The sequence below is a fragment of the Actinomyces culturomici genome (assembly GCF_900499005.1).
Classification (GTDB): Bacteria; Actinomycetota; Actinomycetes; order Actinomycetales; family Actinomycetaceae; genus Pauljensenia; species Pauljensenia culturomici.
On sequence record NZ_LS991316.1, the window covers coordinates 1,120,601 to 1,136,826 of the forward strand.

General features: G+C 69.0%; 16 protein-coding genes. 7 read left to right on the forward strand and 9 right to left on the reverse strand.

The genetic code is table 11. From position 1 onward, the window contains the following. Positions 1–35: 35 nt before the first annotated feature. From DY157_RS04895 to glf, 4 genes are all read right to left on the reverse strand, one after another. A complete protein-coding gene (locus tag DY157_RS04895; RefSeq protein WP_115727484.1) occupies positions 36–188 on the reverse strand; it encodes a methionine/alanine import family NSS transporter small subunit in 153 nt (50 codons plus the stop codon). Continuing rightward, positions 185–1,798 carry a sodium-dependent transporter gene (locus DY157_RS04900; protein ID WP_115727485.1) on the reverse strand — a complete coding sequence of 538 codons (1,614 nt, stop codon included), beginning with the start codon at positions 1,796–1,798 and terminating at the stop codon, positions 185–187. Before DY157_RS04900 ends, DY157_RS04895 begins: the two co-directional genes overlap by 4 nt. Positions 1,799–1,888: 90 nt before the next feature. Continuing rightward, complete coding sequence (locus DY157_RS04905) at positions 1,889–2,824, reverse strand: AEC family transporter (RefSeq protein WP_115727486.1); 936 nt, start codon at positions 2,822–2,824, stop codon at positions 1,889–1,891. Between the two features lie 42 nt (positions 2,825–2,866). Continuing rightward, complete coding sequence (glf, locus tag DY157_RS04910) at positions 2,867–4,009, reverse strand: UDP-galactopyranose mutase (protein WP_115727487.1); 1,143 nt, start codon at positions 4,007–4,009, stop codon at positions 2,867–2,869. 103 nt (positions 4,010–4,112) lie between these two features. Here glf and DY157_RS04915 point away from each other — a divergent pair, with 103 nt between their 5' ends. Both DY157_RS04915 and DY157_RS04920 read left to right on the forward strand, forming a co-directional pair. Continuing rightward, positions 4,113–4,823, forward strand: coding sequence for a LytR/AlgR family response regulator transcription factor (locus DY157_RS04915; protein ID WP_115727488.1), 711 nt, complete (start codon positions 4,113–4,115; stop codon positions 4,821–4,823). After that, positions 4,823–6,145, forward strand: a complete 1,323-nt coding sequence (locus tag DY157_RS04920; protein WP_115727489.1) for a GHKL domain-containing protein — start codon at positions 4,823–4,825, stop codon at positions 6,143–6,145. The genes DY157_RS04915 and DY157_RS04920 overlap by 1 nt, the downstream gene beginning before the upstream one ends. Positions 6,146–6,199: 54 nt before the next feature. On the opposite strand, the gene DY157_RS04925 is transcribed toward DY157_RS04920, so the two are convergent. From DY157_RS04925 to DY157_RS04935, 3 genes are all read right to left on the reverse strand, one after another. Further along, on the reverse strand, positions 6,200–7,219 hold the full coding sequence (locus tag DY157_RS04925; protein WP_115727490.1) for a glycosyltransferase family 2 protein: 1,020 nt from the start codon (positions 7,217–7,219) through the stop codon (positions 6,200–6,202). Between the two features lie 122 nt (positions 7,220–7,341). After that, positions 7,342–7,941 (reverse strand): hypothetical protein, encoded by a 600-nt coding sequence (locus DY157_RS04930; RefSeq protein ID WP_115727491.1) that lies wholly within the window; start codon positions 7,939–7,941, stop codon positions 7,342–7,344. Between the two features lie 49 nt (positions 7,942–7,990). After that, positions 7,991–10,402, reverse strand: a complete 2,412-nt coding sequence (locus DY157_RS04935) for a glycoside hydrolase family 3 C-terminal domain-containing protein (protein ID WP_218938048.1) — start codon at positions 10,400–10,402, stop codon at positions 7,991–7,993. A 349-nt stretch (positions 10,403–10,751) separates the two neighbouring features. Between DY157_RS04935 and DY157_RS11345 the strand changes: the two genes are divergently transcribed. The 5 genes from DY157_RS11345 to DY157_RS04955 all read left to right on the forward strand — a co-directional run bounded on the left by DY157_RS11345 (position 10,752) and on the right by DY157_RS04955 (position 14,923). After that, the gene (locus DY157_RS11345; RefSeq protein ID WP_160159453.1) at positions 10,752–10,922 is read left to right on the forward strand and encodes a hypothetical protein; all 171 of its coding nucleotides are present in this window, start codon (positions 10,752–10,754) and stop codon (positions 10,920–10,922) included. Between the two features lie 107 nt (positions 10,923–11,029). Beyond that, on the forward strand, positions 11,030–11,458 hold the full coding sequence (locus DY157_RS04940; RefSeq protein ID WP_115727492.1) for a hypothetical protein: 429 nt from the start codon (positions 11,030–11,032) through the stop codon (positions 11,456–11,458). 368 nt (positions 11,459–11,826) lie between these two features. Next, a complete protein-coding gene (locus DY157_RS04945; protein ID WP_115727493.1) occupies positions 11,827–12,759 on the forward strand; it encodes a ketopantoate reductase family protein in 933 nt (310 codons plus the stop codon). Further along, positions 12,752–13,573, forward strand: a complete 822-nt coding sequence (locus tag DY157_RS04950) for an HAD-IIB family hydrolase (RefSeq protein WP_115727494.1) — start codon at positions 12,752–12,754, stop codon at positions 13,571–13,573. The genes DY157_RS04945 and DY157_RS04950 overlap by 8 nt, the downstream gene beginning before the upstream one ends. Before the next feature lie 87 nt (positions 13,574–13,660). Next, positions 13,661–14,923, forward strand: a complete 1,263-nt coding sequence (locus tag DY157_RS04955) for an MFS transporter (RefSeq protein WP_268876489.1) — start codon at positions 13,661–13,663, stop codon at positions 14,921–14,923. A gap of 62 nt (positions 14,924–14,985) precedes the next feature. Here the strand turns inward: DY157_RS04955 and DY157_RS04960 are convergent, their stop codons facing one another. Continuing rightward, positions 14,986–15,702 carry a hypothetical protein gene (locus tag DY157_RS04960; protein ID WP_115727495.1) on the reverse strand — a complete coding sequence of 239 codons (717 nt, stop codon included), beginning with the start codon at positions 15,700–15,702 and terminating at the stop codon, positions 14,986–14,988. Next, positions 15,648–16,223, reverse strand: coding sequence for a heparan-alpha-glucosaminide N-acetyltransferase domain-containing protein (locus DY157_RS04965; RefSeq protein ID WP_115727496.1), 576 nt, complete (start codon positions 16,221–16,223; stop codon positions 15,648–15,650). Before DY157_RS04965 ends, DY157_RS04960 begins: the two co-directional genes overlap by 55 nt. Positions 16,224–16,226 lie beyond the last annotated feature (3 nt).

Consider the following 16,226-nt stretch of genomic DNA (forward strand, 5'->3'; position numbering starts at 1 on the left):
CGCCGTTCTTCAGGGGCGGCGCGCCTCGCCGACGCTCATTCCCGATCGAGGAAATCGTCGTCGTAAAGGTGCTCGATCGCCTCGCCGTCGGGCTCGGGCAGGACCCGGAGCAGGACGACGGACGCGACGAGTCCGCCCCAGATGAGGACGATCGTCAGCAGCATCATGAAGACCGCGATGGCGCTCACAGCGCGCCTCCTTCCGTGGTAGCGGCGGACTCGGCCGCCGCGGACCGGGCGTCCGCCTCGTCCTCGTCCATGATCTGGGCGATCGCCGCCGCCGTGACCCCGTGGTGGCGCCACGGGAGGAGCGTGAAGACCGCGGAGGCGATGAGGGTGAAGGCGATGCAGCCCCAGCCGAAGATGAGGACGTAGCTCGACTTGTAGCCGCCGTAGCCCTCGCCGATATAGCCGACGATCGCGGAGAACAGCATGAAGATCAGCACCGCCGGGATGACGATGCCGACGAGGCCGTCCCACGCCTTCGGGACCTTCACCGAGGACACGGTGTTGAGGTGCTTGCGCAGGCCCTTGAGGCGCGGCGCGAAGAGGGCGGCGAGGACCGCCATCGACACCGCGGAGGTGACGACGCCGATGTTGTTGATGAAGGTGTCGACGATGTCGAGGTTGTTGAGGCCCGAGCGAGTGCCGAAGAGGACGAGCGAGATCACCGTCGCCGGCACGCCGAACGCGAGCGCGGCCGAGACCGGGCTCATGCCGAACTTGTCCTGGAGACCGCCGGAGACGACCTGGAGGAGCGAGAGCAGCGAGGTGATGCCGGCGAGGACGAGCGAGGCGAAGAACAGCACGCCGAAGAGCGAGCCGCCCGGCATCATCGACACGATCTGCGGGAAGGTGACAAAGGAGAGGATCGGGCCGGTGAGGCCCTGGAGCTCGCTCACCGCGACGCCCTGACCGTGCGCCATGAAGCCGAGCGCCGAGAAGACGCCGATGCCGGCGAGGATCTCGAAGGACGAGTTCGCGAAGCCCGCGACGAGCGCGGTGCCCGTGAGGTTCGTCTTCGGCTTGAGGTAGGACGCGTAGGTGAGCATGATGCCGAAGCCGACCGACAGGGAGTAGAAGACCTGCGAGAAGGCGGCGAGCCACACGTGCGGGTCCGCGAGAGAGTCCCACTTCGGCGTGAAGAAGGCGTCGAGGCCCTCGACCGCGCCGGGGAGGAAGAGCGCGCGGACGACCATGACGACGAAGAGCACGACGAGGAGCGGGAGGAAGATCTTGTTCGCCGCCTCGACGCCCTTCGAGAGGCCGCGTCCGAGGATGAAGAGGACGAAGATCCACACGAGTGCGAGCGGGACCGCGATCGAAAGGACCGGCGTCCACGAGAACTCCTTCGCCCCGTCGACGACGTTGAGGAAGTCGGAGAGGAAGAAGGTCTGCGGGTCGTCGCCCCACGACTGGTTGACCGAGTAGATCGTGTACTGGACGCCCCAGGCGATGACGGCGGCGTAGTAGATGAGGATGACGAAGCAGACGAAGACCTGGATCCAGCCGATGAATTCGCCGCCAGCCCTCACGCGGCGCAGGGCCCAGGGGGCCGAGCCGCGGAACTTGTGGCCGAGCGCGTAATCGAGCCAGAGCATCGGGATGCCGACGAAGAGGATCGCGACGAGGTACGGGATGAGGAACGCGCCGCCGCCGTTGGCGTAGGCGACGCCGGGGAAGCGCCAGATGTTCCCCAGGCCGATGGCGGAGCCGATGGCGGCCAGGAGGAAGCCGGTCTGACCGGTCCACGTGTCCCGGCGGCTCGGCTGCTCCACCGATTCGATGTGTGTTGACATGGGATGCACTCCTTCTCAGGATTTCCCGGCCAGACTAGGGGACGCGCACGATTCCGGGAACGGGCGTCCATCCCGTAGACATGAGGCGGCTCACACGCCGAGGAACGCGTGGAAGATCCCGGCGGTGCAGATCGTGAGCGGCAGGGAGGCGAGGGTCGTGAGGAGAACGGCGCCCTGGGCGATCCGCTCCCCGGTTCCGGCCCGCGAGGCCGCGATGAAGGCGTTCTGCGCGGTCGGCAGGCCCGCCATGATCGTCACGGTCATGAGGTCGACACCGCGCATCCCGAGGAGCAGGCCGATCCCGTAGGCGATGAGCGGCTGGGCGAGGAGCTTGCACGCCGAGGCGACGAGGACGGCGGCGGTGTGCCGGTCGTGGAGGGGGAATCGGGCGCCGACGAGAGAGGCGCCGAAGGCGAGGAGGATCACCGGCGCGGCCGCGTCCCCGAGCATCGAGGTCGAGACCGCGAGGACCTTGGGAACCGGGATCTTCAGCGCGGCGAAGGCGAACCCGAGGGCCGCGGCGATCACCATCGGGTTCTTCACGATCGTGAGGACGACGGACGAGGGCGTGGGCGCCCGGCCCGATCCCGTGACGTCGGCGAGGACGAAGAACATCGGCGTGAAGAAGCCGAGCTGGAAGACGAGGATCGGGACGACGTGGGTCGCGTCCCCGAGGACGTAGAGGGCGATGGGGATGCCGATGTAGGCGGCGTTGTTGAGGGAGGCGGACATCGCGCCGAGGGCGAGGTCCCCTCCGCGCAAGCGAAGGGGACCCGCGCCGATGAGCACGAAGACGAGGGCGGCGCCGACGCCGCAGCCCGCGGCCGCCACGAGCGGACCGCCGAGGACGGCGAGGACGTCCGTCGTCGAGATCGCGTGGAAGAGCATCGCCGGCGAGGTCACCCAGTAGGTGAGCGTCGCGAGGAGCGAGGAGCCGTCGGGTCCGATGATCCCCCGCCTTCTGGCCTCCCAGCCGACGGCCATGACGAGGCCGATCGCGCAGATGCTCCAGACGATGTCGCTCACGCGACCAGGGTACGAGCGCGCGCCCTTCCGTTCAGCGGGCGCTCACCAGTGCGAGACGACCTCGTCGACGCGAGTGAGGGCGGACGCGATCGCCATGTGCATGTCGAGGTACTTGTAGGAGCCGAGCCGACCGCCGAAGAGGACCTTCTCCTCGCCCGCCGCGAGTTCGCGGTAGGCGGCGAGAACCTCCCGGTCCTTCGGGCTGGCGACCGGGTAGTAGGGCTCGTCGCCGATCTCGGCGAAGCGCGAGAACTCCCGCATGATCACGGTGTTCGTCGCGCCCGTGCGGTCGCGCTCGGGATGGAGGTGGGCGAACTCGTGGATCCGGGTGAACGGCACCGACTCGTCGGAGTAGTTCATCACCGAGCAGCCCTGGTAGTCGGGGGTTCCGACGACCTCGGTCTCGAAGTCGAGGGTGCGCCACGTGAGGCGCCCGGCCTCGTAGTCGAAGTAGCGGTCGACGGCGCCGGTGTAGACGACACCGACGCTCCCGACGGTCCGGGCCTTCGAGTACGGGTGCGCGTCGTCGAAGAAGTCCGTGCCGGTGAGGACTTGAATCCTCGGGTGATCGGCGAGGCGCTCGAGCCACGCGCCGTAACCGTCGAGGGGGAGGCCCTCGTGGGTGTCGCGGAAGTAGTGGTTGTCGTAGGTGAGGCGCACGGGAAGGCGCGAGATGATCGCGGGGTCGAGGTCCTTCGGATCGGTCTGCCACTGCTTCGCGGTGTAGCCCTTGATGAACGCTTCGTAGAGTGGGCGCCCGATGAGGCTGATCGCCTTCTCCTCGAGGTTGCCCGGCTCCTTGCCGCCGAGTTCGGCGGCCTGCTCGGCGACGAGGGCGCGCGCCTCGTCCGGGGAGTACGCGGCGCGGAAGAACTGGTTGATCGTCCCGAGGTTGATGGGGAGCGGGTAGACCTCGCCCTTGTGGTTCGCGTAGACGCGGTGCTGGTAGTCGTTGAAGCGCGTGAAGCGATTGACGTACTCCCACACGCGCTCGTTCGAGGTGTGGAAGAGGTGCGTGCCGTAGCGGTGGACCTCGACGCCCGTCTCCGGATCGATCGAGGACCAGGCGTTGCCGCCGATGTGGTCGCGGCGCTCGATGACCGTGACGTTCATGCCGAGCTCCTCGGCGGCCTGACGGGCGACGGTGAGTCCGAAGAATCCTGAGCCGACGACGACGAGATCCATGGGGCGTCCTTCCACGCGGGCGTTCCGCGCCATCCTATCGGCCCGCGCGCTCCGCCGCGCTCTCCCGTAGACTTCGAGGGTCCCGTCGGCGAAGGGAGTGCGCGTGATACGGATCGGCATCGTCGAGGACGACGCCATGAGCCGCAAGCTCGTCCTCGACTACCTCGCGCGCTACGAGGCGGAGCACTCCGAGACCTTCGACGTCTCCGTGTTCGAGGACGGCTCCCAGATTCTGCGCGGATACCGCCCTCGATTCGACATCATCCTCCTCGACATCCAGATGAACGAGGTCGACGGGATGACGGCCGCCCGCAAGATCCGGGCGGTCGACGAGCAGGTCGTCCTCGTCTTCATCACCTCCTCCCCGCAGTTCGCGATCAAGGGCTACGAGGTCGACGCGACCTCGTACCTCCTCAAGCCGCTCCCCTGGTTCGCCTTCGAGCAGGAGCTCTCCCGATCCATCGCCGTCGCCCGCAAGCGGACCGGCGCCTCCCTCCTCCTCCAATCCGGCTCCGAGGTCGTCCGGGTCGCCGTCGAGGACGTCGTCTACGTCGAATCGGTGAAGCACCGGCTCGAGATCCACACGACGAGCGCCTCCTACTCGATTTCTGGAGCGCTGCGCGACATGGAGGAGCAACTCGACGGCCATGACTTCTTCCGCTCGAACTCCTGCTACCTCGTCAACCTCGCTCACGTCCAGGGCGTCCGCGATCAGGATTGCGTGATGACCGGAGGCGCCGAGCTGAGAATCTCGCGCCCGAGGAAGAAGGACTTCATGGCGGCGCTCGCCTCCTTCGCGGGCGGCGTCCGCTGATGTTCGAGCCCCTCCCCGACATCCCCCGCCTCTACACGGGCATCGCCGAATGGGGCGCCGCGCTCCTCTACGTCCTGCTCGCGACGCGCACGCGGCCGAGGATGCGCCTCGTCCTCGGAGCTCTCGCCTCCCTCGCGGGGCTCGTCGGCGTTCAGCTCCTCGCGGGAGTCCTCCCCGTCTCGATGTGGATCCCCGGGATGCTCGCCGCGGTTCTCGCGATCGCCGCCTCGATTCGCGGGACCTCGGGTCTCGGACGGGTCGCGACCTGGCACCTCACCTTCCGCGCCTTCATCCTCGCGGAATTCCTCGCCTCGCTCGAGTGGCAGCTCCAGGTCTACTTCCTCGAGGAGAGGGCGACCTACGCGCCGGGCGGACTCGTCTTCATGGTCCTCGTCTACGTCCTCGTCCTCGCGGTGTGGGGGGCCTTGGAGAACAGGAACTTCAGCGGCGAGGAGCCGCTCTCCCTCGGGAATCCGGACCTCTGGATGGGGCTCCTCATCTCGCTGACGACCTTCGCGATGTCGAACCTCTCCTTCCTCTCGACCTCGACTCCCTTCTCCGGTCGCCTCGGCCCCGAGGTCTTCTACATCCGCACCCTCGTCGACCTCTGCGGGCTCGCCGCCCTCTACGCGCAGCACGAGCGGATCATGCAGATCCGGACGAGCACCGAACTCGCGTCCATCCACGCGACGCTCGACGCCCAGCACCTCCAATACCTCCAGTCGAAGGCGGACTTCGAGGCGCTCGGACGCGCGCACCACGACCTCAAGCATCAGATCGCCGTCATCCGCGCCGAGGTCGATCCCGAGGCGAAGCGCTCCGACTTCGAAGAGCTCGAGGAGTCGGTGAACGCCCTCGGTCACCGTTACCACTCGGGCAATCCCGTCCTCGACGTCGTCCTGTCGGCGAAAGCCTCCGCCTGCGACGCCGACGGCATCGATTTCACTGCGGTCGCCGATGGGAAGCTCCTCGAGCGCATGAGCGCCATGGACATCGCGACCCTGTTCGGCAACGCCCTGGACAATGCCATCGAGGCGTCGCGACGCGTCGCGGATCCCGACCACCGCCTCGTCAAGCTCGCCCTCCACTCGCGCGGAGAGATGACGGTGATCCGAGTCGAGAACTGGTATTCGGGACTCGTCGCGACCGACGAGACCGGCAACCTCCGGACGACGAAGTCCGACCGCTCACGGCACGGCTTCGGCGTGAAGTCGATCCGATGGACCGCGAGGAAGTACGGCGGGGAGGTCTCCACCCACTTCGACGGTCAGTGGTTCACGCTGACTGTCCTCCTGCCGAGCGCCAGCCCGATCGAGGCGTGAAGCCCGGCCCCGCCGCCGCGTCGGCGGGCTGGGCGGAGGATCGGCGCGCCCGGCTCAGTTGAATCCCATGACCGCGCGGGCGATCGCGTAACCGGCGGTGAGGACGCGGCGCGAACGAATCCGAATGAGGCGCCCGAGCAGGTCGGACTCGACGGCGGCGGCCGCCGCCGGATCATTCGCCTCGAGGTCGGCCCACATCCGGTCCTTCATCGCGAGATGCTCGGGGTCGCCCGACAGCTGGGCCATGATCGTGCAGACGACGCAGTTGATCCGCAGGTAGTGGACCATGTACCGGTAGAGATTCTCCGGCACGGTCCCGCGCTCCGGCATGGCCGCGACCATCTCGCGATTGACGCGCATGAGCTGGTCGAGTCGGGAGATCATCACCTTCTCGTTCACCGACTGGTCGTCGCGCCCGATGAAGTAGCGGTAGAGATCGACGTCGAGGTAGCGAATCGACCGGATGAGCGGCAGCGGCGTGTGCGAGTACAGGTAGTCGACGTAGAACGTGTGCTCGGGAAGGACGAGGCCGGACTCGCGGACGAGGGCCGTGCGCATCGTCAGCGCGTGCATCATGAGGTACTGGTCGTAGCGGCAGGGACGGACCTCGTCCCACCCGATCGTCCGCCCCTGGGGCAGGACGTTGCGATAGCGGACGACGGTCTTGTGGGCCTTCCCCTGCTTCTCGTAGACGTAGTTCGTCACGACGAGGTCGAGTTCGCGCCCGGCCGCGCGCTCGTCGCGCAGAAGGTCGAGGACGTGGTGAAGGGCGCCGCGATCGAGCCAGTCGTCCGAGTCGACGACGCGCACGTGCGTGCCGGTCGCGGCTGCGAGGCCGGCGTTGACGGCGCCGCCGTGGCCCTTGTTCTCCTGATGGATCGCGCGCACGACGTCGGGGTGCTTCGTGGCCCACTCGTCGGCCAGAGCGCCCGTTACGTCCTTCGAGCCGTCGTCGACGATGAGGACCTCGACCTCGTCGTCGTAGTCGACGAGGGTGGCGAGCGCCCGATCGAGGTAGGCCTCCGAGTTGTAGGCGGGGACGATGACGGACAGGAGCGGTTGCTGCGCGGACATTTCTTCCTCTTGATCCCGACTCGGCGTTCCGGCTCGGTCGACCCGCGACTGCGCGGTGCCGGTCCTCACAAGGATACGGGGCGGTTCGGTGAAAACCGAACCGCCCCGCTCTCGCATCCCGATCAGACCGCCGCCGGAGCCTCCTCGGGAACCTGCTTGAAGATCACCTTGAAGATCGGGAAGAAGACCCAGAAGGAGATCGCCGAGTTGATGATCATCGTGATGACGTCGGCGATCGTCTCCCCCGCCGATCCCATCGACGAGGTGAAGAAGTCGTAGATCGGATCCTTGTAGAGGACCTGGAGAGCGGCCGCGACGACCGTGATGACGACGTAGGCGATGAAGTACCAGAAGGCGGCGCGCCACACCGAGGAGTTCGACTTGAAGGTGATGTTGCGCTGGGCGAAGAAGTTGATGACCTGTGCGATGAGGAGCGTGATCTCGACGGCGAGGAAGTAGGCGAGGCCGCCGCCTCCGCCCTGCTGGATCGCGCCCGCGGCGTAATCGAAGAGGAACACGGTCTGCCCGCCGGTCTTACCGACCGGGAGGAACTGGAACGCGGTGTCGACGAGCGAGGTCTTCCCGAAGATCCACTTGAAGACGGGCATGAGGACGAGCTGGAGGACGGTGACGCCGTTCGAGAGGATGAAGAAGACGATGAACTGAGAGCTCGTCTCGTGCTCCTCGGAGAACTTCTTCCACCAGGCGGTGATCGCGTTCATGAGTGTCGCTTTCGAATCGTGATGCGGATGCGTGTATCGGGGATGTCTGTCAGCGGCCGGCCGAGTCGAGGGTCCGCTGGGTCTCCTTGTTCGACCGGCGGTTGGAGAAGTAGCCGCCGATCGTGCGGCCAAGGCCCTTGAAGGGGTGGCCGTTGACGAGGTCGACGATGCCGTCGACCATGTCGGTCGAGACGATGCCGTGGCTCATCTTCCCCATCGCCCGGAAGGGCATATTGATGATGAAGAGGATGTTGAGGTCGGGCTGTCCGGTGGCGTCCGCCTTCGCCTTCTTCTTGAGGAGGGTCTTCGCCGCGAAGCGCGCGAGGCGCGACTTCGCTCCGTCCATCGCGGAGAGGGGATCGGAGGCGACGAGCCGCGAGGGACGAGAGGCGACGGGCACCGGGCGTCCGAGGAGAGCGGAGAACTCCTCGTCGGTGGCCGCTCCGACCTCGCCCGTGAGGTAGTGGCCGAGTCCTTCGGGATTCGGCGAGGGCGCGGCGCCGGCGACCTCGTAGGCGGCGTCGAGCACCATGTCCTCGGCGTTGCGCCCGATGCGGATCGTCCACTCCCCCTTCTCGGTCGACCACGCGTTCGCGGCCGCGTCGAAGTGGCGGAAGGTGTAGGGGTCGAAGGGAATCGTGACGCGCGCGGATTCGCCGGCCGCGAGGTGAACCTTGGCGAAGCCCTTGAGCTCGCGGATCGGGCCCCAGACGGCTCCGGGGGACTCGACGTACATCTGAACGACCTCGGCGCCGTCGACGTCGGACGTGTTCGTCACGGTGACGTGCGCGCCCTCGGCGTCGACGTCGAGATCGGAGTACGAGAAGGTCGAGTACGAGAGGCCGAAGCCGAACGGGTAAGAGACCGCGGTGCCGGTCGTCGTCGTGTAGCGGTAGCCGATGAAGGGTCCCTCGCGGTAGAGGGACAGAGGTCCGGTGGCCGGGTACCAGGCGGACGAGGGGACGTCCTCATAGCGGACGGGGTAGGTCTCGCTCAGACGTCCGGAGGGGTTGACGCGGCCCGTGAGGACCCCGAGAGCGGCGGAGGCGCCCGCTTGACCGGAGAGGGACTGGTGGATGATCGCGGCGGTGCGCCTGGCCCAGGAGGTCTCGACCGAGGAGCCGGCCGAGAGGACGACGACGATTCGGGAGTCGGCGGCGGCGAGGGCGTCGAGGAGCTCGATCTGCACGCGAGGCAGTCGCATATGCGCGCGGTCGAGGCCCTCGGACTCGGAGAGCTCGTCGAGGCCGATGTAGGCGAGGACGACGTCGGCGGTCTTGGCGAGCTCGACCGCCTCGGCCTTCAGCGTCTCGTTCGGGGCGCCCAGACGGTCGTAGCCCTGCGCGTAGCCCACGACCTCGAGGGGGAAGTCGCCGACGACGCCGAGCGTCGTCTCGAGGAAGGTCGGGTTGACCTGGGAGGAGCCGGAGCCCTGGTAGCGCGGGGTCTTCGCCATGTCGCCGATGATCGCGACGCGGGTGCCGGGCGCGAGCGGGAGGATCGCGTCCTCATTGCGCAGCAGGACGATCGCCTCCTCGGCGACCCTGCGCGCAAGGGCGCCGTGGGCCTCCTTCTCGAGGGCGGGGCGATCCCCGTTCGAGAGGGCGGCCGCGGCCATGTCGCAGACCTCCTGAGCGCGGGCGTAGACGTCCTCGGCGGAGATCTCGCCGGCCTCGACCGCGGCGACGATCCGGCGGGCGGAGTCGAGGCCGGGTGCGGGCATCTCGAGGGTTCCGCCGGCGGCGGCCGCGGCCGCCGACTCGTTGGAGCCGCCCCAGTCGGAGACGACCATTCCCTCGAAGCCCCACTCCTCGCGGAGGATCTCGGTGAGGAGGTGGCGGTTCTCGTGGGCGTAGGTGCCGTTGACGAGGTTGTAGGACGACATGATCGTGCGGGGCTTCGCCTCGCGGACGACGATCTCGAAGGCGGTGAGGTAGATCTCGCGCATCGTCCGCTCGTCGACGATCGAATCGGACGCCATGCGGCGCAGCTCCTGGGAATTGACGGCGAAGTGCTTGGGGCACGCGGAGACGCCCTGGGACTGGATGCCGCGGACGAGGCCGGCGGCCATGCGGCCCGCGAGGATCGGATCCTCCGAGTAGTACTCGAAGTTGCGGCCGCACAGGGGCGAGCGCTTGATGTTGAGGCCGGGGCCGAGGAGCACGTCGACGCCGAGGGCGCGGGCCTCCTGGCCGAGAGCGGCGCCCATCTCCTCGGCGAGCGCGGGGTCCCAGGAGTTCGCGACGGTCGCGGCGGTCGGGAAGCAGGTGGCGGGCTCCGCGGCGGCGATGCCGAGGTGGTCGCCCGAGCCGAGCTGGCGGCGGACGCCGTGCGGGCCGTCGGACATCACGAAGGACGGGATGCCGCGAGCCGGGAGCGGCCGCGAGTCCCACTCCGAAGAGCCGGAGAGCAGTGAGGCCGCTTCGAGCAACGTGAGGTCGTGAGCGTTGATGGAGGCCACGTCGTCGTTCCCTTCTGTGCGTCATCGCCGTGTCCGGGGGCGCCGTGCGCGTCGCAGCGCCGGCGGCACCACCGGGCCGCTGCATTCATCCAAGCGCGTCAGCACCCGTTCGACGAGCGAACCCGCATGATCTGTCGCTTTGAACGTCTAAATTGTCGGCGGGCGCCCTCCCCCGCAAGGGGGAGGACGCCCGCCCTGTCTACCGGTCGGATTACTCCGCGTTCTCGACGCGGATCCGATCGTCCGCGCGGCGAACCCCTTCGTCACCTCGGAGTTCGAGGCCCAGTCCGACGCGATCGTCGTCGGCTTCGGCACCGCCGATGAGGCTCTCGTCAAGATCGCCCTTGGCATGCACGAGTCGAACGGTCGCCTGCCGATGCAGTTCACGAAGGACATGGACACGGTCGAGGCCAACAAGGAGGACGTCCCCAAGGACCTCACCCCGTACACCGATTCGATGGGTAACGCCTACGACTACGGCTTCGGTCTCCACCTCGACGGATCGGTCATCACCGACTGATCGAACGGCTCTTCGAGCCTGCGGGGCGGGCTCGCTGTGCGCGCCCGCCCCGCTCTCCATTCCCCATCCCCAGGTCCGCAGGACCGGCACTCGAAAGGACACAGAAAATGAAGAACTCCCTCCTGAGGATCGGCCTCGCCGTCGCCCTCGCGGTCTCCGCGGGCGCCGGGCTCGCCGCCTGTTCCGGCTCCGACTCGGCCGCCGGCTCTTCCCAGAGCTCCTCGGCGTCGGCCTCCCAGGGCGAGGACGCCGAGACCAAGGCCGACCTCGAGGCCGCCCGCCAGACGATCCTCGACACGCTCAAGGACAACCCCGATCTCACGCAGATCTACCTCGCCTCCGATGTGAAGAAGCCGACGGAGAAGTACGGCATGCTCGTCGTCCCGTACGCCTACTCCGAGGCCACCGAGAAGCTCACGACGTCGATCGTGAAGATCGAGTCCGGCCCGAAGTTCATCATCGGGGCCGTCGCCAAGGAGTCCCAGAAGACCTGGGAGATCGACCAGGACGGCAAGATCTCCGAGAAGACGGAGTGACTCGAGTCCACGAGTGCCGTGATCCGCGCGGCCGCTCGACCGCCCCCTCGGACGGTGGAGCGGCCGCGTCGGATCGCGCTCGGCGCGACTGAACCCGCGCCTCCTCGGCCGCCTGCGGCCGCCCCCCATCATCCTCATCATCAGTGTTGTGGTTCACCCCCCGGGCCGGAACCCTCGGGTGATGGTTCGAGGCCATTGAGCGCGGCCCGGAGCCCGCCTCCCGCTCTGCATGATCTGTCATTTCCGCGACGCGATCTGCACGTTCGTTATCATCCTGTGACAATTCGTTCGCAGGTCGGACGGCGCCTCCGCGTCCGGGTCGTCGACTCGATTGCGCGCGACCCGGGGCGGCGTGGGACGATCGGAGCATGAAGATCGCGATCATCGGCTCGGGAGGGGTCGGCGGCTATCACGCGTGCGCGCTCATCGACGCGGGCGCCGAGGTCCATCTCCTCTCGACCGATCGGCACGTCACGGCCATCGCCCGCGACGGCCTCGTCCTGCAGACGGACGAGGGAGAGAGGGCGTACCGCCCCGCTTCCGTCTCGATCGACGGCGAGGGGGTCGGCGTCTGCGACCTCGTCCTCATCACCGTGAAGCTCGGGGCGCTCGATGCGGCGCTCGAGGCCGCGCGTCCGCTCGTCGGCCCCGGTACCCTCGTCGTCACCCTCGAGAACGGCGTCGTCGCTCCCGACCGGGCGGCCGCGCTCTTCGGCGCCGAACGCGTCGTGCCCGGCGTCACCTTCATCGTCGCCTACGTCGAGGGGCCGGGCGTCGTCCGTCAGGTCGGCTCGCGCCCCCGCCTCGTCCTCGGCTCGCATCCGCTGGGCGCGAAGGGACGCGATCCTCGCATGGAGGCCGCCGCGGCGCTCTTCGACTCCCCCGCCGTCCGCTGCGTGCTCGACGAGGACGTCGCGCACCTCCTCTGGGTGAAATTCGCGCTCATCTGCACGATGGGCGGCGTCAATATCCTCGCGAACGCGACAACCGGGGAGGTCATGACGTCGGCGGGCACGCGCGCCCTCGTGCGCGAATCTCTCGAGGAGGTTCGCGCAGTCGCCGCCGCCCACGGTGTGCGCCTGGCGGACGCCGATCTCGACGCCGATTTCGCCCAACTCGAGCGCCTCGCCCCCTCCTCGACGACCTCCCTCCAGCGCGACCTGCGCGAGGGGCGGGAGAGCGAACTCGAATTCCTCAACGGCGACCTCGTGGAGCGCGCCGAGGCTGCGGGGATCGACGTCCCCGTCAACCGGATCGCGCTCGCCGTCGCCCGACTGCACGCGGAGCGCCGACATGTCTGATCGCAAAGTCCTCTTCCTCGACCTCGATGGGACGATCGTCGGGCACGACCAGAGAGTGCCGGAGTCATCCCTTCGGGCCCTCGCGTCCGCGCGCGAGCGCGGCCACGTCCTCGTCATGTGCACCGGGCGCTCGAAGCCGGAGATCTACCCCTTCCTCTGGGACCTCGGATTCGCCGGGGCCGTCACGGGCGCCGGCGGCTACGTCCTCCTCGGCGACGAGGTCCTCATCGACCGCAGAGTCGGCGCCGACACGATCCGCGCCGTCACCGACGTGTGGCTCGAGGTCGGGGGCATGTGGATCTGGCAGAGCCCCGACGAGATGAACCCCTCCCCCGGCTTCATGGACTACTTCCTCGAGATGGCGGGCCTCGCCCCCAACGACTGGGAGCCCTACGCCCGGTCGATCGGCCCCTACCTCAAGGACGGCCTCCCGGAGCGCTCCGCGAAGTGCACCGCCTACCTGCCATCCGAGCGAACGACCTACGACGCGATCCGCCGGGCGATCCCCGGCGACCTCGACGTCACGCCCGGATCCGTTCCCGCGGGCAGCACCGTCGTCGTCGAGGTGACGCCGACGGACATCTCGAAGGGGACGGGAGTCCGACTCATCGCGGAGCGCCTCGGCGCGCCGCTCGAGGACACGATCGCTTTCGGCGACTCGATGAACGACCTCCCCGCTCTCGAGGCGGCGGGCACGTCCATCGCGATGGGCGGCTGCGCGCCCGAGCTCGCTGCGGCGGCCGACTTCGTCACCGGGCGCTTCGAGGAGGGCGGACTCGCCGCGGCCTTCGCGCGCCTCGGCCTCTCCGACTGAGGGCCGCTCCGCCCTGCGGGCACCCCCGAGGCTCCCGCGACCCGGGCGGTCGGCAGGGTCGAGAGGCCGAGGGCCTAGACTGCCCGGGTGCGCTCCCGATCACCGCTCACGTCCTCGCCGGCCTTCATGCAGCTGTGGGCCGGGCAGACGGCGAGCCAGTTCGGGTTCCAGGTGGCGACGCTCGCCACCTCGACGATCGCGATCACCCTCCTCCACGCGTCTAATCACGAGCTCGGCGTCCTCGGCGCCCTCCAGACCCTCGCGTTCCTCCTCGTCGGCCTGCCCGCGGGCGCCTGGGTCGACCGCTGGCTCAAGCGGCCGACGATGATCACCGCCGACCTCGTCCGGGTGGTCGCCCTCGCGACCGTGCCGATCGCCTACTGGATGGGCGTCCTCACGCTCCTCCACCTCATGATCGTCGCCGCGATCCTCGGCTTCGCGACCGTCTTCTTCGACGTCGCCTATCAGTCCTACGTCCCCGCCCTCGTCGGTCGCGGCCTCGTCGCCGACGCGAACGGACGGCTCGAGGCGACCTTCCAGATCGCCCGAGTCGGCGGGCCGGGCCTGGGCGGTTGGCTGCTCGGCGTCGTCGCCGCGCCTGCGACGTACCTCTTCACGGCGGCGACGTACCTCTTCAGCGCGGTCGCCATCTGGAGGATCCGCGAACCCGAGCCGCGCCCCGACGTCTCCGGCGGCGCCGGCCTGCTCACCCAGATTCGCGAGGGCGTCGACTACGTCCGGTCCGAGCCGCTGCTCGCCCCGCTCTTCGCGTGCATCTCGATGGCGGCGTTCTTCAGCCAGGGCGAATTCGTCCTCTTCCCCGTCCTCGTCCTCCGCGAGCTCGGGATGAGCGCGACCGCCCTCGGAATGCTCCTCTCCGTCGGCGCGATCGGCGGCGTCGCCGGCGCGATCGTCCGTCCTCGGATCGTCCGTCGTCTCGGCGAGGGGCGCTCGATCGTCGTCTGCGACTTCCTCGGCGTCGCCGCGTGGCTCGGCCTGCCCGCCTCCGTCCACGCCGGCCGCTTCGCGGTGCCGCTCATCATCGCGGTGACGCTCGTCAACTCGTTCTTCCTCACGATCTACAACGTCACGCAGATGAGCCTGCGCCAGCGGATCTGCCCGCCCCACCTGCTCGGGCGCCTCAACGCGACCTTCCGCTTCGCCGTCTGGGGGATGATGCCCATCGGCTCGCTCGCCTGCGGCCTCGTCGCCGAATGGATCGGGGTTGCTCCGGCGCTCTACGTCTTCATCCTCGGGGCGCTCCTCGCCGCCGTCCTCATGGCCTTCACCCCTGCCGGGAGGCTCGACACCCACCGTGATCCGCGCCGGCATCTCCCCGGCCTCGCATAGCGCTCGCCCGCCCGAGGTTCTGAGGACCGCGGACGGGCGGAGAGGGAGAGCGACGCCCGCGCTCAGACGCGCGGCTGCGGCGTCCGCATCATCGCCTTGCCGAGGGCGAGGGGCGCGCGTTCGAGGGGACCGCGACCGAGGAGCACCGACCAGAGCGTCGAGCCGACGAGCGCCGCGATGGTCATCCCCCAGAAGACCGCGTTCGACTCGATGCGCCCGCCGTACCCGGCGATCGCCCAGTAGGCGACGACGTGGAGCGAGTAGACGGTGAGCGGCATCGCCCCGAGCGCGGCCACGGGGAGTATGACGGGCCGCAGGGGCCCGGCGATGAGAAGGCACGCGCCGATGACGAGCGCCGCGAATCCGCCCGAGCCGAGGATCTCCGCGGTCGAGCCGACGTGAGGAGTCGTGTCGACGAGCGCCGCGAGCAGCCGTCCGGGCAGCGAGCCCCACGCGATCGGCGGAATCTCGGGTCCGCCGTTCGGGAAGCCCTCCTCGCTCGCCGCGAGCATCGGAGCGGCGAAGCGGGCGCCGAGAGCCCCGACGCCGTAGCCGATCGCGGAGAGGACCGCGCCCGAGACGAGGATCTTGACGGCCACGGCGCGCCGCGCGAGATCGCAGCGGCCGATCGCCATGCCGGCGAGAAGGAGAGCGACCCAGGCGCCGAGCGGATAGGCGGCCTGGTTGAGGACGGACCATCCCGGCCCGTAGGGGTAGCGGCCGATCACCTGGATCGCGGCCGTGAGCGCGGGCGCCACGAGGGCGACCCCGCGGCCCATGCGAGGAGGGTCCGCTTCGTCGCCCGCAGGAACGGGAGGGCGATGAGGTAGAGCGCGCCGTAGAGGGTGAGGACGACGGCCACGCCCGTCCCGAGGAGTTCGAGCGCGACTCCGATGAGGAAGATCGCGACGCCGCGACCGATGAGCTTGAGGCGAAGCGACGGCACCCGATCGACGTCCGGCAGGCGCGTCCGGCCCGTCATGAGGGAGACGGAGACGCCGGCGAGCAGCGCGAAGAGGAGCGCCGAGCGCCCGTGGACGATCGCGGACCACGTCGACGGGCTCGTCGGGGAGACGAACTCGGCGGTGATGGCGGTGTGCGCGGCGATCATCCCGATGACGGCGATCCCGCGGGCGAGGTCGAGCCCGAGGATGCGCGGCGGGCGCCCCCAGGCGCGCAGGCGATCGAAGAAGCCCGTACGGGAGCTCGTCGGAGTCGGCGCGCCCTCGTCGATCGACGAGGGCGGGGCCGTGCGCGAGGAAGTGGCGGCGGGAAGCGGTCGGTCTGCGACGAGTGTCATGCC